The sequence below is a fragment of the Vibrio neptunius genome (assembly GCA_019339365.1).
In the GTDB taxonomy this organism is placed as follows: Bacteria; Pseudomonadota; Gammaproteobacteria; order Enterobacterales; family Vibrionaceae; genus Vibrio; species Vibrio neptunius.
This window is the reverse complement of the sequence record CP079860.1, coordinates 1,021,366-1,044,524: the sequence shown is the minus strand read 5'-3', so window position 1 is coordinate 1,044,524 and position 23,159 is coordinate 1,021,366. Positions and strand designations below refer to the sequence as shown.

23 protein-coding genes and 2 pseudogenes are annotated in these 23,159 nt (G+C 41.9%); 9 read left to right on the top strand and 16 right to left on the bottom strand.

Going from position 1 to position 23,159, the window contains the following annotated elements:
• The first annotated feature begins 57 nt into the window (after positions 1-57).
• From KW548_21450 to KW548_21435, 4 genes are all read left to right on the top strand, one after another.
• The gene (locus KW548_21450; GenBank protein QXX08225.1) at positions 58-1,017 is read left to right on the top strand and encodes a hypothetical protein; all 960 of its coding nucleotides are present in this window, start codon (positions 58-60) and stop codon (positions 1,015-1,017) included.
• A gap of 217 nt (positions 1,018-1,234) precedes the next feature.
• The gene (locus KW548_21445; protein QXX08224.1) at positions 1,235-2,206 is read left to right on the top strand and encodes an alpha/beta hydrolase; all 972 of its coding nucleotides are present in this window, start codon (positions 1,235-1,237) and stop codon (positions 2,204-2,206) included.
• A complete protein-coding gene (locus tag KW548_21440; GenBank protein ID QXX08223.1) occupies positions 2,199-2,489 on the top strand; it encodes a hypothetical protein in 291 nt (96 codons plus the stop codon). Before KW548_21445 ends, KW548_21440 begins: the two co-directional genes overlap by 8 nt.
• A gap of 238 nt (positions 2,490-2,727) precedes the next feature.
• Positions 2,728-3,099 (top strand): zf-TFIIB domain-containing protein, encoded by a 372-nt coding sequence (locus KW548_21435; GenBank protein QXX08222.1) that lies wholly within the window; start codon positions 2,728-2,730, stop codon positions 3,097-3,099.
• Positions 3,100-3,177: 78 nt separating this feature from the next.
• Here KW548_21435 and KW548_21430 read toward each other — a convergent pair whose 3' ends face one another.
• Together KW548_21430 and KW548_21425 are read right to left on the bottom strand one after the other, a co-directional pair.
• Positions 3,178-5,067 carry a hypothetical protein gene (locus tag KW548_21430; GenBank protein QXX09495.1) on the bottom strand — a complete coding sequence of 630 codons (1,890 nt, stop codon included), beginning with the start codon at positions 5,065-5,067 and terminating at the stop codon, positions 3,178-3,180.
• 190 nt (positions 5,068-5,257) lie between these two features.
• Positions 5,258-5,668, bottom strand: coding sequence for a hypothetical protein (locus KW548_21425; protein ID QXX08221.1), 411 nt, complete (start codon positions 5,666-5,668; stop codon positions 5,258-5,260).
• Between the two features lie 452 nt (positions 5,669-6,120).
• Here KW548_21425 and KW548_21420 point away from each other — a divergent pair, with 452 nt between their 5' ends.
• The 4 genes and pseudogenes from KW548_21420 (at position 6,121) to KW548_21405 (ending at position 9,395) form a co-directional block, all read left to right on the top strand.
• Entirely contained in the window at positions 6,121-6,471 is a 351-nt protein-coding gene (locus KW548_21420) for a DUF4144 domain-containing protein (protein ID QXX08220.1), read from the top strand.
• Positions 6,472-6,557: 86 nt separating this feature from the next.
• Positions 6,558-6,665, top strand: a pseudogene (locus tag KW548_21415) (SAM-dependent methyltransferase).
• 86 nt (positions 6,666-6,751) lie between these two features.
• Entirely contained in the window at positions 6,752-7,516 is a 765-nt protein-coding gene (locus tag KW548_21410) for a carbon-nitrogen hydrolase family protein (protein QXX08219.1), read from the top strand.
• A 286-nt stretch (positions 7,517-7,802) separates the two neighbouring features.
• On the top strand, positions 7,803-9,395 hold the full coding sequence (locus KW548_21405) for a BCCT family transporter (protein ID QXX08218.1): 1,593 nt from the start codon (positions 7,803-7,805) through the stop codon (positions 9,393-9,395).
• Positions 9,396-9,600: 205 nt separating this feature from the next.
• Here the strand turns inward: KW548_21405 and KW548_21400 are convergent, their stop codons facing one another.
• The 8 genes from KW548_21400 to KW548_21365 form a co-directional block, all read right to left on the bottom strand.
• Entirely contained in the window at positions 9,601-10,554 is a 954-nt protein-coding gene (locus tag KW548_21400; protein QXX08217.1) for a LysR family transcriptional regulator, read from the bottom strand.
• A gap of 9 nt (positions 10,555-10,563) precedes the next feature.
• On the bottom strand, positions 10,564-11,022 hold the full coding sequence (locus KW548_21395) for a YaiI/YqxD family protein (protein ID QXX08216.1): 459 nt from the start codon (positions 11,020-11,022) through the stop codon (positions 10,564-10,566).
• Positions 11,023-11,744: 722 nt separating this feature from the next.
• Positions 11,745-13,013, bottom strand: coding sequence for an ATP-grasp domain-containing protein (locus tag KW548_21390; protein ID QXX08215.1), 1,269 nt, complete (start codon positions 13,011-13,013; stop codon positions 11,745-11,747).
• A gap of 1 nt (position 13,014) precedes the next feature.
• Entirely contained in the window at positions 13,015-13,899 is an 885-nt protein-coding gene (locus tag KW548_21385; GenBank protein QXX08214.1) for a TauD/TfdA family dioxygenase, read from the bottom strand.
• Between the two features lie 13 nt (positions 13,900-13,912).
• The gene (locus tag KW548_21380) at positions 13,913-14,965 is read right to left on the bottom strand and encodes a SidA/IucD/PvdA family monooxygenase (protein ID QXX08213.1); all 1,053 of its coding nucleotides are present in this window, start codon (positions 14,963-14,965) and stop codon (positions 13,913-13,915) included.
• 4 nt (positions 14,966-14,969) lie between these two features.
• Positions 14,970-16,070 carry a pyridoxal phosphate-dependent aminotransferase gene (locus KW548_21375; protein QXX08212.1) on the bottom strand — a complete coding sequence of 367 codons (1,101 nt, stop codon included), beginning with the start codon at positions 16,068-16,070 and terminating at the stop codon, positions 14,970-14,972.
• Positions 16,071-16,145: 75 nt separating this feature from the next.
• Positions 16,146-16,835 (bottom strand): iron-containing redox enzyme family protein, encoded by a 690-nt coding sequence (locus tag KW548_21370; protein ID QXX08211.1) that lies wholly within the window; start codon positions 16,833-16,835, stop codon positions 16,146-16,148.
• Positions 16,836-17,199: 364 nt separating this feature from the next.
• Positions 17,200-17,790, bottom strand: coding sequence for an EamA family transporter (locus KW548_21365; GenBank protein QXX08210.1), 591 nt, complete (start codon positions 17,788-17,790; stop codon positions 17,200-17,202).
• 144 nt (positions 17,791-17,934) lie between these two features.
• Here KW548_21365 and KW548_21360 point away from each other — a divergent pair.
• Positions 17,935-18,788: pseudogene (locus KW548_21360) on the top strand (ISAs1 family transposase).
• Positions 18,789-18,821: 33 nt separating this feature from the next.
• On the opposite strand, the gene KW548_21355 reads toward KW548_21360, so the two are convergent.
• The 6 genes from KW548_21355 to KW548_21330 form a co-directional block, all read right to left on the bottom strand.
• Positions 18,822-18,998 (bottom strand): hypothetical protein, encoded by a 177-nt coding sequence (locus KW548_21355; protein ID QXX08209.1) that lies wholly within the window; start codon positions 18,996-18,998, stop codon positions 18,822-18,824.
• Positions 18,999-19,000: 2 nt separating this feature from the next.
• Complete coding sequence (locus KW548_21350) at positions 19,001-19,396, bottom strand: hypothetical protein (protein ID QXX08208.1); 396 nt, start codon at positions 19,394-19,396, stop codon at positions 19,001-19,003.
• Between the two features lie 240 nt (positions 19,397-19,636).
• Positions 19,637-20,617 carry a DUF4116 domain-containing protein gene (locus KW548_21345; GenBank protein ID QXX08207.1) on the bottom strand — a complete coding sequence of 327 codons (981 nt, stop codon included), beginning with the start codon at positions 20,615-20,617 and terminating at the stop codon, positions 19,637-19,639.
• A 252-nt stretch (positions 20,618-20,869) separates the two neighbouring features.
• Complete coding sequence (locus KW548_21340) at positions 20,870-21,754, bottom strand: hypothetical protein (protein QXX08206.1); 885 nt, start codon at positions 21,752-21,754, stop codon at positions 20,870-20,872.
• Between the two features lie 2 nt (positions 21,755-21,756).
• Entirely contained in the window at positions 21,757-21,912 is a 156-nt protein-coding gene (locus KW548_21335) for a hypothetical protein (protein QXX08205.1), read from the bottom strand.
• Positions 21,913-21,996: 84 nt separating this feature from the next.
• Positions 21,997-23,156 (bottom strand): IS3 family transposase gene (locus tag KW548_21330; GenBank protein QXX08204.1). Its coding sequence is split into 2 segments (ribosomal slippage): positions 21,997-22,889 and positions 22,889-23,156, totalling 1,161 coding nucleotides; the frame shifts between segments, so codons are not numbered across the junction.
• Positions 23,157-23,159 lie beyond the last annotated feature (3 nt).

The following is a 23,159-nucleotide window of genomic DNA, read 5'->3' as shown; positions in this document are numbered from 1 at the left end:
TGCATTTGAAATAAAAAAATTTGTCCGTATTGTGTATGGGAAACCTAAAAATACTGTATGGATAAACAGGTGTTAGTCAATAAATTTCAACTCCACTATTACTTTAATGACGACTCTCACTCGATGGATGCCCTGGTGCGACATCAGTGCGAAGCCGAGGTCATCGCCATACTTTTTGAAATTGCCGCCACGATCAATGAACACATTCAGATAGAAAGTGAAGCCCGTCAGGAAGGGGGCCTGCGTGATATCTGGCGGGTGGCCAGCGCCAATGCAGGTATACTTTCAGTCATTGTAGGCATCGCTTCAATTGCCATCCCTCTGCTTCCTAAATCAGACTCAGAGCTTGAGCGTTTACAAAAAGAAGAACTGCGTTTAAGCATAGAGGAACGTAAGCTGAGAATTGAGAAGCTAAAAGCGGAAGTCAGATCTGAGCGTGTCAGCCTTAAAACGGTGTCACAGGTTGCTGAAGTGGTGAATGAAAACTACAAGGTGATCACCCGCCGCTCGAATCTGTTTAAGTCTCTCAGCGCTTATCCTAAAGTCACCAAACTCGGTATTAATGGGCTGACCGCTTCGGGCTCTGATGCCATGCCCGAATCGCAGATCAGCAGGGCCGCGTTCAAACAATTTGTTTTACCTTCCCATCGACTGCCGATACAAACCATTGACAATGCCGTGATAGAAATCGTTTCTCCAGTACTAAGGCAGGGAAACTACCGATGGAAGGGCATCTGGCAAGGGCAAAACATCAGCTTTGCGATGAAAGATCTGAGTTTCAAACAAGATGTGTTGAGCAAACAAATCAGCTTCCAGCATGGTTCTTCTATCCGCTGTGTCATGGACATTCGCTCCAAGTTAGACCAGCTTGGAGAAATTATCATCACCAGTTTCTCCGTGGTGACAGTGCTGGAACACGGTCATGGCGTTGATTCCCATAAAACTCCGCAAGGTGGCGCCTATCATCATCTAAGAGGCTTGGAGGACGCTCAGGGAGATCTGTTTGAAACCACCTGAAAGCTGAGGTAAACCCGCCTCTTAACCCAAGGGGCGTCCTTGTTGAGCTGCGAAAGGTAACGCACATCTTTCAGTCTTAAAAACGGCTTATAATAGCGTTAAATCATACTTCACAGCGATATTAGCGCCACTCCTTGGGAATTAAACTGTATATATACACATATTAAATGTATAAAATCACCATCAATATCATGTCGTCTAGTTGTAAGGAATAATAATGATTGAACACTTAGAATCAGGGATCCGAGAGCTGGTTGAAGACTTCATTGACGCCGGAAAACCTTGCCCTTCAGAGCAACCTATTGAAGCAAGACGAGCCGGATATCGGTCAACGACCACATTGGCAGGCAAGGGACCTGAGATGGCACAAACCTTTATCGATGTCGTTGACGGGATCACGCTCAAAGTTTTCAGACCCAGCGATACTTCTCATTTGCCGATAACCATTTACTTCCATGGTGGTTGTTTTATCAGTGGCGGATTTGACACCCATGATCAGCAATTACGCCAGCTTGCGGCCGAGTCCAACAATGTGGTGATCTGCGTTCAGTACAGACTCGCCCCGGAGTACACCTACCCTGCCGCTCATGACGATGCCTATAACGCCGTTGTTGCGATCCGAGAAATGGGTTCTAAATATGGTGGGGATACTTCACGTATCTCCTTGGTAGGCGATAGTGCCGGCGCTCATCTTGCGCTAGTGACCACAATGCGCCTCAAGCAAAGACTGGGCTGGCTGCCTGTACGACAGATTCTCATTTATCCGATGCTAGATCCCCATGGCTCGTCGGCCAGCTACAAAGCCAATGCAACCGACTACATCATTACCGACAAAATGCTGCTCTCTGGATTTTCTCTGTACCTTGGTGATAAAAGTCCACAACAAGTTGATAATAACCCTGAACTCAATCCATTGGTATGTGGTGACTTTCACGGTTTGCCCCCGACCTCTATTATCACGGCAGAATTTGATCCACTGAGGGACGAGGGTGAGCAGCTTTATCGTCAGCTTCTCAAGCATGACGTAGAAGCGCAGTGCCAACGTTATTTAGGTGTCATACACGGCTTTTATCAGCTTTCTGCTGTCAGCCAATCGGCGGTACGCTGTATAAGCCACATTGCTAGTGAGCTTGCTACCTCGACTCAAGCCAGCCCTAACAACATAGAGAAAGGTCGTCCACATGATTGAATTGGATTATCTGGTTCGCGTCACTCAGCTACCGAGTGATTTAGAGAGTGCTTCTCGGGACGTCAATCATCGCCTATACGAAACCTATAAAATATACCAAGGTGTTATCGATTCTAACTTGCTGTGGCGAGTCTGGTTAATCGACGACTATGGTCACGTATGGCTTGAAGTCAACTTCATCAACACTCAAGGTGAAGCGGAGTTTCACACCATTCAAATTGATGAAGGTACCTATGAGAAAGTGGGCGTTGACCCTTACCAAGCGCTCGCTCAGCTTGAGTAGTGCCTGTGGAAGATGACCTCAAAGGCTCGGCACCCTTAATTGTTGAATTACTCATTTTGATGCACAGCCACTCGTTTGATTACTTACTGTCTGATATAGTTAGGAATTATACAACAAGCACTTGTACTCCCGCGATGTATGTCGATAGTGTATTTCCATCACACAGGGCGACTTAACGGGCAAACAAGACAACAAGAAGTAACCCAACAATACTCAGATTGGATAAAAAGGTAACAAGATGAAATGCCCAAAATGCGACTCTAACTTCGAGCAACTCCAAACCCCACTTGGTGATGTGGAGAGATGTCTTGACTGTAAAGGGCTGTGGTTAGATGCCCATGAAATCGAGGCGATGAAGCCACTTGCTGATGTCATCGATGTCGGCGATGAGGAAATCGGCAAAGCGTACAACGCCATCGATCGTATTGACTGCCCAATTTGCCCAAACAACCAGATGCTAAGACTCGTCGACCCTAAGCAACCACATATTTGGTTTGAAAGCTGCCCGACTTGTAAAGGTCGATTTTACGATGCCGGTGAGTTCAAAGATCTTGCGACCATTGATCTATCGGATTTCTTCAAAAAGTTTGTCACCTCTGAGCGCGTATAATACTCTCGCACAATCAACAAAAAAAGCGCTCCACCACTTGGGTGGGGCGCTTTTTACTTTTCAGGTATCACTCAATAATTAATGATATCGAGTGCCTGGAAATCCTTGATGCAACCCTGTCGATATCACTTCATAGCGGTCTGCACTGAAATTGGGAAACGGATCAAATACGGCTCTTGGTAAACGAGGAAGCTGCACTAAGTAGCCTTTGGGCGCGGCCAGAAAGCCCACGTCAATACCGATTTTCCTCAGCTCTGTTTCCAATTTCGACAGATAAAACCCTCCGCCAACATTACAAGACTGCACTTTGAGAACCCCAACCTGTCGAAGCCCCAAATCAAACAGTTTTCTTGCCAGCCCAGAAGGAGTCAGTGATGTTTCAATCCCAGTTTGATTCATACACACAGGTCCATAAGGATTGCCATGAGCAACCACATCCAAGCGATGATTGAATGTCAAAGAAGAGAGTTGATTAGATTGTACATTGGGGAACAAGGTATTGAGATGGCGAGAGCTTACGTCGCCGTCACTGTACAAATTACCTTGTGGGATACCATAGCGGCTCTTGACGTTTTCTCCGAAATGTCGAAACAGTGACGCCGGTTCGCCTTTACCAAGTAGCAGCACGTGTCGATAATGACCCGATGACACCCAATTGTTTAGGCTGGTAGCCGTTTGATTCAGCAACCACCCAGCGGCTCCCGCTCGAGTCACTTTGTGCACACCGAAAGAACCTACGCCTTCAAACAAAGCATACTCGTTACTTGAAGGGAAACGTCGTACCCGTTGCCAAGTTCCTTGTATATTCGCGACAAAATCAGCACCTTCTACCGCCCCCTCTCCTAGATAGTAATGTAACCCAGGCTCCACTTGCTGACCGATAAGCGAAGCATCAGCGACCTGACTGACCTGCAAAGCGGTACTTTGTGTCATCTGTTGACCCAATGCCACCGTCTCTTCGGTTGCAAGCTCAACGACCTCACTGGTATAAGCAGCATCCGCCACTCTTGCCCCGTTAAACATCGTCCTTGAAAACAGTAACCCTTGCGCTAATTCGCCCAAGGCTAACTCACCGACCACCTCTGGAGCAATTAACGTCACTATGGTGATCGCGGCGAACGAAGGAAAGCTCCAACGACTATGATGGGGTTGCTGTTTACCTTGACGAACCTCATTAACCAAAGCTTCTCCGACCATTGAGTAAGCGTATTTTTGATCTGGCAGACCCTCTATATGTTGGTACCATTGCTGCAGGTTTTCCCGATTTGATCCGCGTAACGAAGGCCAATGGGTCAAAAGCGTCGTTTGCAGCATGGCTCCGACTCGAGCGTAAGGGTGAGAGCCATTTTGATACTGGGCAAAATCGTCATAGTCAGGTTTCCATTGAGTTGCCGATTGCTTAAGTTCAGCCAATAACATCGCTTCTAAGCGATCTTTAAATACACCTCCTCCCGAGAAGCCCGAAATCAAGAATTGACGTATTGAATCTGCATAACGTCCACCAGTTTGTTGCGCTAGCTTTTGTATCAGTTGGGATTCACCATACTTTTCTAAGCTGATGTTCAACGCTATCGAGTAGATGGATAAACCGAGCAGATCATTTTGATAATAACGTTGCAGATACTGTGCTTCATCTTCCGTAGCAGGTGAAACAAGCTCCAACTCGCGTGACAAGTTATCGAGGAAAACCTGCTTCGTATACTCTGCTGGAAACAGCTCATGATGCGGCAGATCGTGTGCTTGTGACATCACGAATAGCGTAGCCGATTCATTAATGATCGCGACCTCCAATGCAGAAAGCCCTTCATCATTGAAGTTTTGGTTAGCAGATTGGATCAGTCGTGTAAAAAACAGTTCTGGCATGTAGATAATGCCGTGCTTCTTTTTCACCACATTGAACGCGTCAACCGCACTTAATGCGTGCTCCTGAGCTTGCCAATCTACCCACTGGCTGACCTTCTCTCTCATCACTTTGTGATGTTGGTATTGATTGTACACAGGGGAAGTCGCACTAGCGGGTAAACTCAGCCCGAGTGCTAACATAGACAACAGTATTTTTTTCACAATTTTATATTCTGTAGAGTATTGAAAAAAGGGCGTAACCTCACGATTCACGCCCTAACGATGTAAGAACTTCAGTCTTTACTTAGCCGATACATTAGCGATTTAAGTCAACGGTATTGGCCACTTCTAAACGAGAAAGGACATGATCAGGAATGTTGTCAAAGAAGGGATTAAGGTCAAGCTCAAACGGACTGTTTGCTCCTGAGCGGCACATGATTAAATCGTCGCCCATAATCGCCAGTTTAGGTGTCACGCCATCCCATATTAGTTTAGCGGTAAGGTTTAAGTCACTGATGTTAATACCACAGTCGTAAGTTCTCGATTTCAGAATGCCATCTTCAATGGTGTAACCACCTATAAGCGCGATCGGATGCTGAGATTTGGGAAAAACAATCGGTGCCTCTGGAACCGATGATGGGGTGTCAGGAAAGGTAAGGGTAGCATTCGCTGAAACGCAGGTTGCAGCAAGAAGGGTCACTAAGCCAATGACGTTGTTAGTTTTCAATTTTAATTCTCCATATTTTATGGTTGGGAATAATCCCAATGAGAATGTATCTCACTAACAAACTTTCATTCAATCCGCATAACACTATGATTCCTGTAGGAAACAGCCGCTTTATTCATTTATTGATATTAATTATTAAAAATCCTTATTAATCAGCAAGATAAAAATAACCAATAGAAATCCTTAATCTAAAGAACACGAAATTCACAACAGCAACAGATGACCATATTAGCAGCCACTGATTTTTCAATATAAAAAATAAACCATATAAATCATAATCTTAACGATAAAACATCGACTATTGAGCAGCAATTTTTCCTCGACCAATGCTCAACGCCCCAGTGTCAAAGTCAGCAAAAATCAAATGGTTGATATCGCACATTAAAAAAGGAAAATGCTTATATAATAACTGCTTGCTCACGTTTTCTTCACCTAAAACCTAAGGAATCGCTTTGATAGATACCACAGTCAACAAAGAGAACAATGAAGTGCAATGGCCAGCACTCCTTAAGCTCGCAGGAGATAACGAACTGGTTTACCTCGCTTCACGTGACAGGCTTATTCGAGAATCAGAGTCATTGATACTCGACAGTGACGACGTGATTATCGATTCTGAAGGGAGGTGCTTTGAACTGACAGCGCACGGTAACAAGGTTGAACTCAACCTCAAGCCTACAAGATACAACTTGGCAGACGTCACCCACCTCATTCAAGCGCATGAATTCAGTAAAGCTCAGGTGTGTATTGTTAAAATTCAATTTGACTCGATTCTCGCCGCGATCGAATCCTTGTGCGACCAATGAAAGCTCGAATGATGTTTACGCCAGATGGTCGCGCTAACCCTAGCCCCTTGATACCAACCTTACTGCCCACACAAAAGGCCGATACCATGTCTGAAATGTACACCAAACACGCCAAACAGTATGATGCTGTGATAAGAAACAATATCTACAACGCCTTGCTTGAGCGTCCTTCCACCATCGCGCTTCTTGATGACCAAGCCAAATTTTATTTTCTTCCGCTGTGAAAAACCCCTGTAAAACCATCAAATGAGAAACCAATAAAGGAAAGGGATTACTGAATATGGAACAAACACTGATCATTGCCTTGGCTCAGGCTCCAGTCGAGCGAGGAGCCATTGAAACCAATTTGCGCACTCACCTTATGCACGTGGCGCAATCCTCCCAACTTGGCGCCAATCTCGTTGTATTTCCTGAACTTTCTTTAACAGGGTACGAACTGGACCTACTCGACGAGCTTGCTTTTGACTCATCAACTCCGGCGATTAAATCACTTTCAGCCGCGGCCAGCGAACACAAGATTACCGTCATCGCAGGCTGTCCACTGTCAAATCCCAGCTCAAAACCGACGATTGCCGCCGTAATTTGCTTCCCAGATGGCAAGGTTGAATTCTATTCCAAACAGTACTTACATGACGGTGAAGACACGTATTGCACTTCAGGCAATGCCCATTACCTATTCACCTTGAACAATAAACGTATTGCCCTTGCAGTGTGTGCTGATTTTGCTCAACCTCAGCACGCACAAGACGCAAGCGACAATCAAGCCGATCTGTACCTGGTTAGTGCTTTGATCTCCCCCTCTGGCTTTACTGCTGATGGGCAGATTTTGTCTGGTATTGCTGGTCACCATCGATTACCCGTGCTCCTCTGCAATCACATATCAAAAACCGGTGGATGGGAGACTTGCGGCCAAAACAGTGTTTGGGATGAGAAAGGAGAATTAGCTGGTACATCCAACAACGCTCAGCAAGGCGTGCTGATTTGTACCCTCAAAAGCCACCACCTTTCAGCACAGTTTCATTCTCTTTCACAACGCGGCCATTGAGCCGCGATTTAGCCCATAGCCTGACTTACTGAAAGGAACCATTTACATCGTTGTGGCGTTCAACCATGACTCACACAGCAAGGAAGCGAAAGTGACAGGTCGCCAACCAAAGTCATCAACGCCACAGGTTACAGAACTGACACATTTCATTAGACCTCTACCTAATCTTTCTTACATTATTTATACAAATATTGTTAAAAAGCCTGACTGACTTTCGTTTTGGTTGACCTTCTGCTACCCTGCACCGCACAATTTACTTCGAACTCTAAATAATTAGCGAGGATTAATGAGTAGTAATAAGGATAGGTATAGTATTGAAAATACCGATTATACCGTCGGCCAAGACAACGTTCAGAAATGGGGTTTTGACGTTCACAATCCCGTTTTTGGTGCCAGTGCTGGCCTGATCATTGTCTTTCTTATCGCCCTTCTTATCGCCGACCCTAACGTTGCAAAATCCACTCTTGATGGCGTAAAACTGCAAATCATTGAGTCATTTGATACGCTGTTTATGTGGTCAGGCAATGTGTTTCTGATTTTTTGTATTGGTCTGGTTTTATCTCCATTTGGTAAAATTCGTATCGGCGGTGTCGACGCTAAGCCTGAGCACTCCAACCTGTCATGGATTGCAATGCTGTTTGCCGCCGGGATGGGCATCGGTCTGATGTTCTGGGGCGTTGCCGAACCCGTTGCTTACTTCACTGGCTGGTTTGAAACACCACTTGGTGTCGAGCCATTCACTGAAGAAGCAGCTAAAGTCGCCCTTGGCGCCACAATGTTCCACTGGGGCCTTCACCCATGGGCGATTTACGCCGTAGTCGCACTTGCGATGGCATTCTTTGCATTCAATAAAGGCTTACCACTTTCCATTCGCTCCGTGTTTTATCCAATTTTGGGTGACCGCACATGGGGCTGGTTTGGTCATATCATCGATACCCTTGCTGTCCTGGCGACACTATTTGGTCTTGCTACCTCATTGGGCCTAGGCGCTCAACAAGCTGCCAGTGGTATCAGCCATGTCTTTGGTATCGATAGTGGCCTAGGGTTACAACTCGGTGTGATTGCCTTTGTTACCAGTCTGGCGGTGATGTCGGTTGTCCGCGGCATTGATGGTGGCGTGAAAGTCCTCAGCAACATCAACCTGCTTGTGGCTTTCGCCCTACTGATGTTTGTGATCATTGCTGGACTAGCGACGGCATTGGGTACGATTCCCACAACGCTAACCGGCTATGTAGAAAACATGCTTCCACTGAGTAACCCTTATGGACGCGAAGACGAAGCTTGGATGCACGGTTGGACCGTATTCTACTGGGCTTGGTGGGTATCTTGGTCACCATGTGTTGGTATGTTTATCGCTCGTATTTCCAAAGGTCGTACAGTACGCGAATTCCTTTCAGCGGTGATCTTGATCCCTACCGCTATCACAGTGGTTTGGATGTCTGCTTTTGGTGGCCTGGCCATTGAACAAGTGGTCAATCAAGTTGGTGAGCTAGGTCAGAATGGTTTGACCGACATTACGCTCTCTCTGTTTTATGCCTTTGATGCTATGCCAATGGGAACAGTACTGTCTGTGATTTCTATTGTGCTGATCATGGTGTTCTTTATCACCTCTTCTGATTCCGCCTCTTTGGTTGTCGACAGCATTACAGCAGGCGGTAAAGTCGATGCTCCTATCCCACAACGCATCTTCTGGGCCTCAGTTGAAGGGGCTATCGCCGCCATGCTGCTTTGGGTTGGTGGTACAGAGGCGATTCAGGCATTACAGGCCGGAACCATCTCAACTGGCTTACCATTTACCGTGATTCTACTCACCATGTGTGTCAGCTTGTTGATGGGCATGCGTACCGAGTTGCAACACCATAAGTTAAGCTACGCCTAATCACTCGTTCGCATCATAACGCAAAGTGAATTGAGAGCAGAACACAACTGCCAGTATACAAACACAATCGGAAACCCAGTGTCGGTTTCCGATTTTTTTATGCCTATCTAAACTGATTGGCAGGACACAGCGAACTGAGCGCCACTGTCCCTCTAGGCACACCAATGACGCAAAAACATGCCCGCGACAACGCAATACCCATCATTTAGCGGGCTGGGTATAGCTGAGAAAAATTGGGGACGTGCTTTTCCCAAATGGGCGGCGTTCCGATATGGGCCTTCACTGCCGAGATAAACTCTCTCACTAAAGCGGTTTGCTTGCGATGTGGGTACAAGGCGTAGAGTGCGAGCCCACGATTACATAAGCCGTAATGAGTGAGCAGTGGCTTGAGGTTGATGTCGGCAACGGGACAATAGAGATTGGAGGATGAAATCATGGCATAGCCCAATCCATCTTGGACTGCCGCCAATAAGGTCAGCACATCATTGACCTTATATTTCCCCGTCATTTTGTGATTAATGAAGCGACTGCCCTCTGGTGTTTCACTAATACGAGCCGTATCCACGGTGAGTGGCCCATTGCTGTAGACCACCGAAGGTAAGCGCATTAACTCCTCGGGGGTTTGAGGATCACCATACTGCGTAATAAAGCGTTCAGACGCCAAAATTACCGGCCTGATATCGGCGATTTTCCTCGCAATCAAACTCGAATCTTCCAGCCGACCAAGGCGAAACGCAACATCAAAATGATCAGAAATGATGTCGGAACGCTTATCATCCATTTGCAGGTTAATTTCAACCTCAGGGTAGCTGCGCATAAATTGCGTAATCACAGGCTGAAGGTAATGTTGACCAATATGTAAGGGCGCTGTGATGCGTATTCGCCCTTTTGGTCTTGCCTGATAAGAATCGGCAATCGAATGAACATGCCCGAGTGTGTCCACCAGACTGTGGGCTTGTTCCAAAATCTCTTCACCTGCAGGTGTTAAGGAAAAGGAACGAGTAGAGCGATTGAGAAGCTGGACACCGAGCTCAGATTCCAGTTTTTTGATCTGTTTCGATAATGACGAATTATCCATGTTGTGCAAGGTGGCCGCTTTGGTGAAAGACCCTTGCTGCACAACATCAATAAACAGTGATAGCTGGTTAACCAAGGACATGCCCTACTCCTACTTTTGTGCCCTTTGCCACTGTACTAGCCATTTGTCCAAGTGGTTAGCAAATTGCTGTCGATCGGCTTGGTTCAAGGGCGCTGGCCCCCCTGTTTGTACACCGCTACTGCGCATGGTTTCCATAAAATCACGAATATTAAGACGAGATTTTATGTTCTCTTTCGTAAACTGTTCACCCCGAGAACTCAACGCATGGCCGCCTTTGGTAATGATCTCATCGGCCAGTGGGATATCACTGGTGATGACTAAATCGCCCGCCTCACAACGTTGGACAATCTCATTGTCTGCCACATCAAAACCAGCCTGAACCTGAAGCATGGTCACTTTTGGAGAAGCAGGGGTGCGGATAAACTGGTTCGCCACCAAGGTGACTTCCACACCAGTTCGCTCAGAAGCCCTAAAAAGAATGTCTCTGATCACCACTGGACACGCATCTGCATCAACCCAAATTTTCATCTGTTGTATTCCTAAATCATCGATTGGCGCTCATTACATCGTAAAAGTGCCCGGCTGAATAGCCTTATTTGAAGGTGACGGCGCTTCTACTGATACAAACCATCATCTCGCCTGCACCACAACCAATCACTGGGTCATTAAAACCGTACCACCCGCTCCAAGCCTACCCGCCCACTTTTCCATTTTAGCAAACGCACTCGCACAAACTCGTCCTATAAGACCCGAAGGGCGTTTATCACTGAGATGTGTTGGCGACAGGCCGTCATCAGGGCAAGCTTAGGAGGCAGAGTCAGCTTAATGAGCAAGGGCTTTGGCGTAATCGTCCAGCTCTTCATCTTCCAGTAACTCCATGATCTCATCCAGAGGAAGCTGGTAGCCCAACCCAATCAGTTTTTTAACCAATTGCAGTTGTTTATCATGGAAGTGGCGTTGTTAATGATCAAATCAGTTTGAAGGTCAACGACGCCATATGTGGCTCATCGTTCTTGACTGCTGCAAGGCAGATCTCGAGGGGTTGCTTTTTCACTTGTATCCACGGCCATATGCCGCTTTCGCCAGACTCTACGTGATAAAAGAGCATTAAACAAACTGGAAGGATTAAGCAAGCCTGAAACAATAACGCTCGCCTAATAGTTAGACATGTAAGGGCTCTTGTCCAAAATTTGAATTTGGAAACAAAACCCCATAAAGCATAAACAATAATGCATAAAACTACTACCAATTTAAATTTCGACAGCGCGAACAGGGCAATAGGCTTGCAAGCTTTCAAAGTCAGCTCTTAATTGGACCAAATCATCATTAAAAAAGGTTAAAACACCTGCAGTGTCAACAAGAGAGTTTGATTCTACAATGTCACCAACTGAGATATGCCATTGTAGTTCGTATTGACTTTGCAATCTGGGCTCCAGTAATTCGAGCACTTTACCATTCTGAACAGGCAGTAAGGCTGAAACAACATTGTTGCTACATTTAGGTTTAATGTACTGCTTAATATCTAACCCGCAGCTCAACAATAGGGTTGCATCAACCATATTAACATTACTATTTTTTTTGTGATAAGGGACCCCAATTCCACCGGGCACACGAGCTGCTATCTCTAGAAACGTAATTTTTCCATTGTCGTTTGAAACAAACACTTCTAAGTGAGTGGAGCCGTTACGAAAACCAAGAGCATCTATTACACTCTGATTGAAAATTGATAATATCTCATGTAATTTCTTATCGAGGACAGGGAAAACTGATAAAGGCTTTCCTAAGACAAAGTCAAAGTTAGAGCACCCTAATTCCAAGATACCCGAAAAATAAACTTTGCCGTCCACAACTATTGAATCACACTGATACATTTTACCTTCTATAAACTCATCAACCTCATAGGAAAAATTATATTTATTATCCTCTATCATTTCGATAAAATCTTGAAAATCATATAAATTATTTACAATTTTAACATTTACACTACCTGCCCCACTTGTAGGTTTTATAACCAAGATCTCTCCTAACGTTTTAGTCAAATTTTCATAATATTCTTTTTCACTACTTTTCGCTCGACCAACATCTAAACACGTATGTTTAGGAATGCTATTGCTCATTAATTTTCCAACTATTTCCTTCATTAGTAACTTATCTCTGAACTTCAACATGTCGCTTGGCAAATCTCCTTTGATATTTAGAGCCTCTCTAACATACGCAGCAGTCAATACATTATCTTCTTGCTGGCAAAATATAGAAAAACTATTAGAAGGGTTGATATCAGAGATCTCATCAAGCAAAATTTCTATTATATTTTCATGGGACAATACGGGACGTAGGCTACTATCCAGTGAGCTCGAAACTTTGTAGATTTTATCTAGGTAAGGAATAATTCTATCATCAACATCCTCACTTTCGCTTATAAATAAAGTAATTTTAACTCTGCTGGATAGCATTCCTAAAATAATATCAGAACCTAAACCAATGTAAGTCTGAGAAATTAAAACTAGATTTTTTATCATACTACTCTCCATAATGAATATTAATCCTGTGTAAAATTCTGCTACCCTCTTTTGATTCACAAGGTGAAATGCCTTTACCGCAATGAATAGTAGAAATATTATCCCAAATAATTATCTCACCCTTAGTGTAAGAGTGTTCATAATATTTCGAATTTTCAAAAATAAAATCTTCCAATAAATTCAAAATAAAAATAGATTCTAGTTCGCTTTTTCCTTGAATTTTAAATGAGCTTCCACTAGTAGCAAATAGTGAGGCTGTGCCAGTAATTGGATGTCTTACTACAAGGTCATGCAGGCAATGTTCATGATCTTTACATTTTTCGCTTGATAATTTTTGCTCACATTCCTCCTTATCTGTAATTTTTCTTCTGTTACCAAATTTGTGAAGCACTTTAGTTGACTGTAAATCAAGGCCATAAATCTCTGATAACTCCCTATGAAAATTAGTATTATTAACGATAGATTTAAGCCCTGATTCTAAGTCCAGAAACATTGTTTTCGGCCCATTTTTAGGAGCATTTATTGCATATAACGAAGTCGCAACACCAACCTCTTTACGATAAGCCATGTCACTGTGCCAGTAAGCACCACCATAAAGGACACCGTGCTCCCTAGCATCGGAATCAACATAGTTCGATATTTTTATTATTTCTGGCATATGCTCTAGAGCGAATTCAGATAGAATATGAGTAATCGGCTTCCCCAATTTTGACATAAAAGATAAATATTCTTCATCGGAAAAAAATTGGTCTTCTATAATTATAACTTTATATTTAAAAAGGATATTCTTAATCTTTAATATTAAATCATCATCAACTTTTCCTTTTGAAAGGTCGAGTTCACTCAGTCTACAACCAAAACCATCCTTTAACTCATTAATCAACATTTTAACTTTCCCCTTAGTTATAACACTCCATCGTATTAATAGATCTAGCTCCAGCTAAAGTGCCTATAACGGAAATATTTTTATTTACAGACTTAGATTTAATTTTACTAACAAAACCTTTATCGTTTAAATACAGTCCCTTGATATTATTATCTGGCAAATTACCAATTGTACCAATCGCTGAAATAACTATAGAATCTTTGATACTTATAGAAATCACTTTATTACCGTAATCCTCTTCAACTGATAGATTATCGTAACAACGTCTTGCAATATGATTGTTATTTTTTTTGCTTTCAACCAGGGCTGAAATGCAATCTTTAGAGCGAGAGAGATTGCTATATATTAAAAAGCGTGACTCTACCAACTCAGAAGAACTCTGAGATTTCCATATATATTCAATGGCCTTTTGAGATGGTGCTCTGAGTGCAAACCGATCCTGATTTTCTTGTGGATAAACTCCTAGATATTCACGAGCTAATACGGTTGATTTAAACCCCCTTTCATAGGCTGAAGTAGCAATTTGGAAGGCTGAATTTCCGCTACCAATTATAAAAACTTCGTAACCAATTTTTTCTAGACATTTATCAGATTCAAAAAATTGATATGCTGAAAAACAATTTATTGTATTATAAGAATCTATCACACTTGGGATATTCCTAGGTTTTATTCCTGTAGCAATTATCAAATTTTTAGTTTCAAATTCTACTATATCTCCATTGATTATTACGTGGCAGGAATAAATATCTTTCCTTTCCTCTATAAATGAAACAAATCCTAGAACCACTTCAATCGGATAACTTTTAATACAATCTGTTATATAGTCTATATAATTAGCAGCATTTGGGGTTAAAGAATTGTCGAAAATATAATCGTTTATAGCTTTTTCATGATGTTTAATATCAAGCTCGTTCTTGTATGACTGCAGTTGTTTATATCCCATACAAGACATGGAACCACCTAACTTGTCGGAAATAATTAAAACTTTTTTCCCCTCAGAAATTAACCTTTTCGTTATCAGAGCGGCAGAAGGGCCACCGCCCAAAATTATATATTTATCTTTCATCGATTTAACCTATATTTAAGCTACTTAACCTATCACATGCTGTAAGTAAATCTGGGCGCCTAACGGAAAAAGAGAATCGAATAAATTTACTTTTACTTGTATGAAATTCATCCAGGGGAAGCGGTGTCACTCCGCATTGATTTGTTATAGATATACATATTTCTTTTGCGGATTTAGAAGTTGTCAAATCATTACAGTCAACAGTTACAAAGTGACCACCTCTTGGATAATAGGCCTTCATACCTTTATTAATAAGTGTTGAGTAAAGGATATTACGATTTTCTTTATAGTATTTTCTGAATCTATTTGCACCCTCACCACCATACCTATCTATCATACTAGCAGCCGCACGCTGAATTATATCTGCAGTACAATTTGACATATGCATGTGGTAGGAGTTGGAAATTCTTATATTTTTTTTTGAACCAACTAACCAACCTACCCTTAAACCGGAAGCTGCTAAGGACTTAGAAAGTGAGCCTGAAATTAAAACTTGTTCAATTATCCCAGATAGCTCATTATATGGTATTTTACTGGAAGTATAGTTGAACTCTCTATATACATCATCAACCAATAAAAATGAATTATTTTCTGTGCATATACTTATTATCTCCTGCCACACCTTGCTAGAAATAACCATTCCTGTAGGATTATGTGGCGTATTGATCAATATTGCTGTTTTATTATTTATTTTTTTTCTAACATCATTTATATTTATTTCAAATTGATAATCATTTATTAAAAGTCTACTAGAAATAAATCTAATCCCTGCCATTTTACACATCATTGGATAGTAGGAATAGAATGGTTCTGGTACGACAATTGATTCATATCCCAGGGTCTTTAAGCAATACATACTACATAAAAGTGACTCTGTACAACCAGAAGTTATAATTGAGTGATAATTATCCCCATACATAGATTTTATTCTACTATTAAGCAATATAGCGCCTTGTACAGGCATGTATTGCCAATTACATCCCTCTCCAGATGACATAAATTCACTCCAATCTCTATCATATATATTTATAGGTAGCCCTTGAGAGAGATTAATTGATGACTTCATTTTTGATAACTTAGACATATATCCATAAATATTATTCAAACCATCTCCTATCTAATTTTTAAAAATATTAAAAATTAGCAGCAGAATAATTAAAACTGCTGCTTTAAATTGAGATCATTTCGTTAATCGATGAAGTCCATTCCAGAAGTTTGTTAGTGATTGCAAAACTTCACTGGCCCCAGATATTAATTCTTCTCTAGCCCCATCTCCACCTTTACTAGCTTCAACCAATGCATCTTGGATCCAGTCAACATGATTAGATTCAATTAATATATGTAGATAAAAATAATTGAAATCTTCATGTTTCCAACCATCATAGAGTCTAAATCCTTCATATAAATTTATGATCATCGGAAGTCCAAATTCTTCGATGACATAGTGAGCACCTATTGCTTTATTAGGATTTTCTTCCAAAAACAATCTATTTAGATCATCAATTAATTGTCGAGTTTCAGTCGTATAATCTACAGATTTGTAATCATCCAAAGTAACTCCTATAGCACTTAGAGACTCTTCAAACATCGCAAAATGTGGGGCACCTCTCCCATCGCCCAACTCGGACACAACAGTCCGACTAATCTTCAATCTAATTAGTTCGTCATCTACACGCGGAGCTAAACCTGATAAAATCTCAGGAAAAGTTCTTATGTAAAAGTAATATTGTTGAAAAATCGATTTTATTTTCTCTAATGGTAACTTTTTTTCTCTAAATGTTTTATAAAATTGGTTTTCGTTTATATTAGACTCCTCGATCATGCTTTTAATTACTTCAATAACTTCACATTTACTCTTCGTAACTTCCATTTTATTCCCTTACCGTTTTTTCGACTTGTAATAATTTGCAAATAAAACACTAATGCAAACAAGAATTACTAAAATAGGCACAAAATAATTGACCCAAGATACATAAAAATATTCTAAACCCAGTGAAAAACTTGGAACTAAAGGTGTTATAATTGAAACTCGACTCGACCCCAACGTCACTATTGAATACTGTAATAAATATATTGGAGCCACTATAAATGTGAGAGATAATATAGCCATGCTTACCAATATCGTAACTTCTGATTCATATAGAATCCTTATGGAATCATAGCTTGAGAAAACAATATAAACGAGTAACATTATAAACCTCGATGCTAAAATATTTAAAACAGTAAATCCTCTCTTATAAAAAAAGAAACTCAGAGTACACCATATACAAAGCTGCTGTTACTCCTGCTATGGACGCGTATATAACCCCTTGTATCAAAGAGTCATTTATACCACCTTCAAAATAAACTCTAGTGTAACCAAGTAATCCCAAGAAAAAAGCCAAGAACAACACTGATATAATAAGACTCTTCTTAGGTATTTCCTTATGTATTAAATACTCCACAACAATTACAATTATTGGTATCCATCCTTGATATATAGCTGACTCTACAGAGGCTTCGATTTTCTGAAGAGCCATGAACATAAACAACCAACAAAATAGCGTTAATACATTCAAAATCGCTACTGATTTAAAGTTATTGATAATAAAAAAAGTAAAATCACCTTGTTTTAAATAGCATAATGTAATGAATGAAATCTGAGCAACCAATACAGTAAAAAATATTAGTGCCTCTGAATTAAAAGTCGAGAACGAATAGTTAACCCAAACGGATGATACAGCAGTCGCTAAACAATATAATCCAATAGCTATCCATCCTAGTCTTTGCGTTAATAGAGGGTTATGCTTTAGATAATAATCATTAAAATATTTTTTCTTGGCCATTATCGAAATTCCTTTTATACCCACTTGTTTGCCTGAATTAACCTTAATTTTTGTATCTAGCTATCTATGCACCATGTCAGTAAACATACTTTCAGATAGGAGGTAATACCTTAAATTATTAATAGATAAATTATTTAAAATAACTATACCCAAGCAAGAGTTCAGGGCGGGATCGCCGAGTCTTTACTCGAAGCTCTCGCATTGTGGATTAATGAGCAAAGAGAAAATCAGAGTAAACCCGTTATCGCTTTCGATGGAAAAGTACTTCGCGGTTCTTATCGCTCTCACCCCAAAACGGCACTACAACCGGTCACTGCCTACGATACAGAGCGTGGTCTTGTTCTCAGCCAGAAACCGACAGAAACAAAGAATGGCGAAATTAATGTTGTACGGCAGATGCTTGATATTATTAACGTTAAAGGTAGTATTATCACCGTTGATGCATTACATTGTCAGCGTAAGATATTAAAAAAATGGCGGCGAAAAACGCCCATGTTGTTGTCCAAGTAAAGAAGAAACAACCTAAGTTGAGAGATGCCGTTGTATCTCAATTTCAAGCCATTTTTGACGTGAAGAAAGAAAAAGTGGTGACGGAAGTAACGCAGACTCTGCATGGGAGAAAAGAAGAGCGTATTGTGTTTCAACTCAAAGCAAAGCTACCTCAGGAACTCGCGGAAAAGTGGCCAACAATACGCAGTATTATTGCCGTAGAACGTCATCGTACCATCAACGGGAAAGGGACTGTAGATACCTCGTATCATATCAACTCTCTTTCACCCAACCACAAGCTACTTGGTCATTATATCCGTCAACACTGGCGAATCAAAAACAGCCAACACTATGTTTTAGATGTTGTTTTTAACGAAGACAGTTCACGAATCTGTTTAGAGGGTGCTGTGGAAAATATTGCTTTGTTTAGACGCTTTGTGATGAACATGCTCAAACAATGTGAGTGCGGTGCTCCAAGCCAAAGACAAAAACTAAAAAAAGCGGGTTAGTGTTACGATTACAGAGCACAAGTATTCTTTGGGTTATAAATTAATCAAAGTATGCTCGCGCCCTGGTTCACAGTTGATGTCTTGACTAAGTTTCTTGTCCCACAGAATGGCAGGGAGCGCATTCCACATATCCACACGTTTATCTGTTACTGGAGGCAAGTTGGCTTGGATAAGGAGGTGGTTGACGTTTTCAATGGTCTTTGTAGTCATGGCTATACTCTGTATTCAATATCCTTAAGTTTTTTATTGCACGTCATCTCGTCCAGCAGGGCCAGTGAAAGGTAAAGAGCTTGCTGGTAGTAAAATACCGTGGGCAAGGCATCATCGGCCTCCACTTTAGGCAGGCTAAAGTGGTCTGCGGTGATCACGCTAAAGTTTTGATAAGCATGAGTATTGTTTGGATTAAGATAAGCGCCTTGGATCAGTTTAGGCGTAAGCTCACCCAGCAAGTCCACCAGCTCATTGCGGATAAATACTCGTGGCGGGGTTAAGGTTAGGTCAAACGCCAAATCGGGTTCAACGCCAATTACCTTATGCCCCAAATGGGCCTTTACCGGGCACTGTAAATAACTCGCGGTATCGAGTTTAAAATAGCCGTCAATCACCATAGTAGTTCATAGTCCTGTTCGCTGCTGAGCACAATATCCCTAGGTTTTTTATTGCGCGTTATCTCGTCCAGCCAGCCATAAGAGCGATAAAATCAAGTTACTAGCAGCTTGGGAGCACTGCTTATTTATCTCGATAAGTCATAGATTTTTTAAGGGCGTTTAGTGTGCGAGACATGTAAAAAACAATCACGCTCAGACTATTAAACGCCCTGTTTTTTGTAGAGCCGTGAGCTTTCTACCCTACTTACCCGCAGCTAAAAGAATCTCAGGGGTTTGCTTTTTTACGTACTTTAACGCGTCGCTATTTTGCTTTACCGCTGCCAAACAAATCTCGGGAGTTTGCTCTGATACACAGCTTAATACATGGCCATTTTGCTTTACTGCTGCTAAACAAATCTCAGGTGTCCGTTTTTTTATTTCTCTTAACACGTAGCCGTTTTGCTTTACTGCTTCCAGACAAAGCTCAGGGGTTTGCTCTGGTACATACTTTATTGCCAACCCATTTTGTTTAACCGCTGCTAGACAAAGCTCAGGGGTTTGCTCCTTTACATGCATTATTGCCCATCCACTCTGCTTTACTGCAGCAAGGCAAATCTTGGGGGTCTGCTCTTTGACATAGCGTAATGCGTTGCCATTTTGCCTTACCGCTGCAAGACAAAGTTCCGGCGTCTGCTGTTTTGCATGTTCTAGTACCTCGCCATTCTGCTTGACCGCGGCAAGACACAGCTCAGGGGTCTGCTCTTTTGTATGTTCTAGTGCGTATCCGTTCTGCCTAACCGCAGCAAAACATATCTCAGAGGTCTGCTGTTCTACATAGCGTAGTGCGTTGCCATTTTGCTTGACCGCTGCCAAACAAAGCTCCGGTGTCTGTTCCTTTACCTGTTGAAGCGCTAAACCACTGTGTTGAATGGCAGCCAAACAAATCTCTGGAGTTTGTTGTTTGACAAAGCGTAATACGTGGCCAGTTTGCTTAACCGCCTCAAGGCAAATCTCTGCGGTTTGCTCTTTTACATGGGGTAGTGCCCATCCACTGAGCTTTACTGCTGTAAGACACAGTTCAGGGGTTTGGTTTTGTACATACTGCAATGCTTCGGGGTGAGCTTGAATCGCGATATTGCAAAGTTCAGGGGTTTGGTTTTTAATCTCACTCAACGCGGAGCCGTTTTGTTTGAGCCTGATTAAAACTTTGCTTAGCTCTGCTTTGTCGTGGGTAGTGTCCATGGTTATTCCCTTAGTTTTTTTGATTAAGCGTTGTCAAATCAGGCTGGAGTTCAACAACATAACCCAGTATCATCAATGTTAAGTTTACAAACTTGGCTTAGATTAGACCTTGGTCAATATTTTCGATAATAACTTAATTCATAACCCCACCCTGTAATCAATTTGACTTCTTCTCTTACCGCCGGGCACTTTATCGTTGAGGTATAGACAGTATAAACCCCTAAACAGAATAAGCTTAGGGGCAGAGTCAGCTTAATGAGCAAGGGCTTTGGCGTAATCAAAATATTCGTATTCTTCTAGTTCCGAAATTATTTCATCTACAGGGACATGATAACCGAGCTCGATAAGTTTATTTATTAAATGTAAGTGTTTGTCAGTGAAAGCAGCTTCGCTAATAGGGTATGACCAAGGTAAGTTTTTAATAATCTCTTGGCTAGGTCTCTGTAATAGATATTGCTCAAAAAGATCAGGTGAACAAAATAAAGCAGCACCGAGAAATGAGTGAAATGCAGACATATGAGAGTTTTCATCGAAAGGTAGATTAATATCAATACCTTTTTCAATTAACCGGTTAAACAAAGCCCTATCTTCCTCATCTGGCTCTTCATCGCTACAGTATTTCTTGTATAATAATTGTGCTGCAACATAGTTTACTGTCTCTTTTTTTATATTGAAATTGTCCATTAAGTAATTAAACATCTCAACTTCGTATCTATCATCAAACAACCAACACAATAATCCATCATGGTCTACTCTTCCGCCGAGCAAGACAATACTTTTTATATAATCCAGATACAGATCCCAACTGAGCTCGTAAATAGCTTCAGAGTCAGATAAATATAAGGTTCCATCTCGTTCTAGTGGCGCCAGTATTTTGACCAGTGGGCAATGTTCATAAGACAAGTCCATATCTTCGACATCACTATTATAAAATTCCAGAATGTTTAGATCGGTTAAAATACCAGCTCTAAGTAATACTCGGATTCGTTCAAAATTGGTTTCTTCACTAAAGTTGCTATCTTCAAGAATGGCATCTATCACCTCCCATATCTGGTAGTAAGAATTAATTTTTGCCACCGCTGCAAAGTTGGCTTGGGCTAGGCATTGGTTGATGTGTTCTATGGTCGGTTCAGTCATATTTATACTCTGTATTCAATATCCTTAAGTTTTTTATTGCGCGTCATTTCGTCCAGCAGTGTTAGTGAAAGGTAAATAGCTTGCTGGTAGTAAAATACTGCGGGCAGGGCATCGTCGGCCTCCACTTTAGGCAGGCTAAAGTGGTCTGCGGTGATCACGCGAAAGTTTTGATAGGCATGAGTATTGTTTGGGTTAAGGTAAGCGCCCTGAATCAGCTTAGGCGTAAGCTCACCTTGTAGTGGTCAACAAATTCCGGACACTAACTTAAGCCGATTTTCGGCAGTAACTGGGGACAGCCCATCATTTGCTTGATGAGGCCGGTGCCTATTGTAGTAATTCATTAAGTAATAGCTGATATCCCTCTTTGCCTGAGTTTGGGTTAAATATCCTGTCGCTGGTATCCATTCGGTTTTTAGGCTTCTAAATAGCCTTTCCATAGGAGCATTATCCCAGCAATTACCTCGACGACTCATGCTCTGAGTTATGCGATATCGCCAAAGCCTTTGACGGTATTTTAGGCTACTGTATTGGCTTCCTTGGTCTGAGTGGAACATCACGTTGTTAGGTCGTCCTCGTTGTTCCCAAGCCATGTCCAAGGCTTTGCAAGTCAACTCTGCATTAGGTTTGTCTGATAGTGCCCAACCCACTACACGACGGCTAAATAGGTCGAGTACAACAGCCAGATAACTCCACTTTGAACCGCACCAGATGTAAGTAATATCGCCACACCAAACTTCATTTGGAGTGGTAACAGAGAACTCACGCTTCAACCTATTGGGGATATCTGGTCGCTCTAGCTTAGCCTGCTTATAGCGATGCGAGCCCGGTTGTTTGCTTATCAGCTCTGCTTCTTGCATAAGCTTACGTACTTTGAAACGTCCGACATCAAAGCCTTCAGACTTCAGCATAGAAGCAAGAGTTCTGCTACCAGCAGCGCCGCGACTCATGTTAAAGAGCTGCTTCATTCTGCTGGCTAACCGAATGCGATTAACATCCGGCTTTCGTTGTTTAAACTCGTAGTAGCAGGAAGACGCAACATCGAACAGCTCACAAAGAACTTTGACCGTTTCGTGCTCCCTCAACTGGTCAATTAGCGAGAACGTTCTAGTTCGTCCGACATTAAGAGAGCTGTAGCTTTTTTTAGTATGGATTTTTCTCTTTCTAAGCGATTAATCCTAGCTTCTAACTCTTGGATCTTCTGCTGTTCTGGCGTCAAAGCTTTAACCGTTGGCGTTTCTCCGCCACGCTCAATCTTTAGTTGCTCGACCCAGCGTCGTAAGGCTGTATCACCGATGTCTAGAGAGCGTGCCGCCTCAGATATTGAGTAACCTTGATCAAGAACCAAGCTTGCAGCTTCTACTTTGAATTCAGAAGAAAATGTACGTCGTTGTCGTTTTGTCATTGA

What these genes read in the sequence shown, in the direction of transcription:
- KW548_21430 (QXX09495.1), bottom strand. Translation starts at nt 5,067, where the DNA reads ATGAGAGAGAAGGTCAGCCAGTGGGTAGATTGGCAAGCTCAGGAGCAC.
- KW548_21355 (QXX08209.1), bottom strand. Translation starts at nt 18,998, where the DNA reads ATGACTACAAAGACCATTGAAAACGTCAACCACCTCCTTATCCAAGCC.
- KW548_21395 (QXX08216.1), bottom strand. Translation starts at nt 11,022, where the DNA reads ATGAAAATTTGGGTTGATGCAGATGCGTGTCCAGTGGTGATCAGAGAC.
- KW548_21380 (QXX08213.1), bottom strand. Translation starts at nt 14,965, where the DNA reads ATGAAAGATAAATATATAATTTTGGGCGGTGGCCCTTCTGCCGCTCTG.
- KW548_21400 (QXX08217.1), bottom strand. Translation starts at nt 10,554, where the DNA reads ATGTCCTTGGTTAACCAGCTATCACTGTTTATTGATGTTGTGCAGCAA.
- KW548_21365 (QXX08210.1), bottom strand. Translation starts at nt 17,790, where the DNA reads ATGGCCAAGAAAAAATATTTTAATGATTATTATCTAAAGCATAACCCT.
- KW548_21405 (QXX08218.1), top strand. Translation starts at nt 7,803, where the DNA reads ATGAGTAGTAATAAGGATAGGTATAGTATTGAAAATACCGATTATACC.
- KW548_21370 (QXX08211.1), bottom strand. Translation starts at nt 16,835, where the DNA reads ATGGAAGTTACGAAGAGTAAATGTGAAGTTATTGAAGTAATTAAAAGC.
- KW548_21390 (QXX08215.1), bottom strand. Translation starts at nt 13,013, where the DNA reads ATGATAAAAAATCTAGTTTTAATTTCTCAGACTTACATTGGTTTAGGT.
- KW548_21340 (QXX08206.1), bottom strand. Translation starts at nt 21,754, where the DNA reads ATGACTGAACCGACCATAGAACACATCAACCAATGCCTAGCCCAAGCC.
- KW548_21440 (QXX08223.1), top strand. Translation starts at nt 2,199, where the DNA reads ATGATTGAATTGGATTATCTGGTTCGCGTCACTCAGCTACCGAGTGAT.
- KW548_21435 (QXX08222.1), top strand. Translation starts at nt 2,728, where the DNA reads ATGAAATGCCCAAAATGCGACTCTAACTTCGAGCAACTCCAAACCCCA.
- KW548_21450 (QXX08225.1), top strand. Translation starts at nt 58, where the DNA reads ATGGATAAACAGGTGTTAGTCAATAAATTTCAACTCCACTATTACTTT.
- KW548_21345 (QXX08207.1), bottom strand. Translation starts at nt 20,617, where the DNA reads ATGGACACTACCCACGACAAAGCAGAGCTAAGCAAAGTTTTAATCAGG.
- KW548_21385 (QXX08214.1), bottom strand. Translation starts at nt 13,899, where the DNA reads ATGTTGATTAATGAGTTAAAGGATGGTTTTGGTTGTAGACTGAGTGAA.
- KW548_21350 (QXX08208.1), bottom strand. Translation starts at nt 19,396, where the DNA reads ATGGTGATTGACGGCTATTTTAAACTCGATACCGCGAGTTATTTACAG.
- KW548_21445 (QXX08224.1), top strand. Translation starts at nt 1,235, where the DNA reads ATGATTGAACACTTAGAATCAGGGATCCGAGAGCTGGTTGAAGACTTC.
- KW548_21410 (QXX08219.1), top strand. Translation starts at nt 6,752, where the DNA reads ATGGAACAAACACTGATCATTGCCTTGGCTCAGGCTCCAGTCGAGCGA.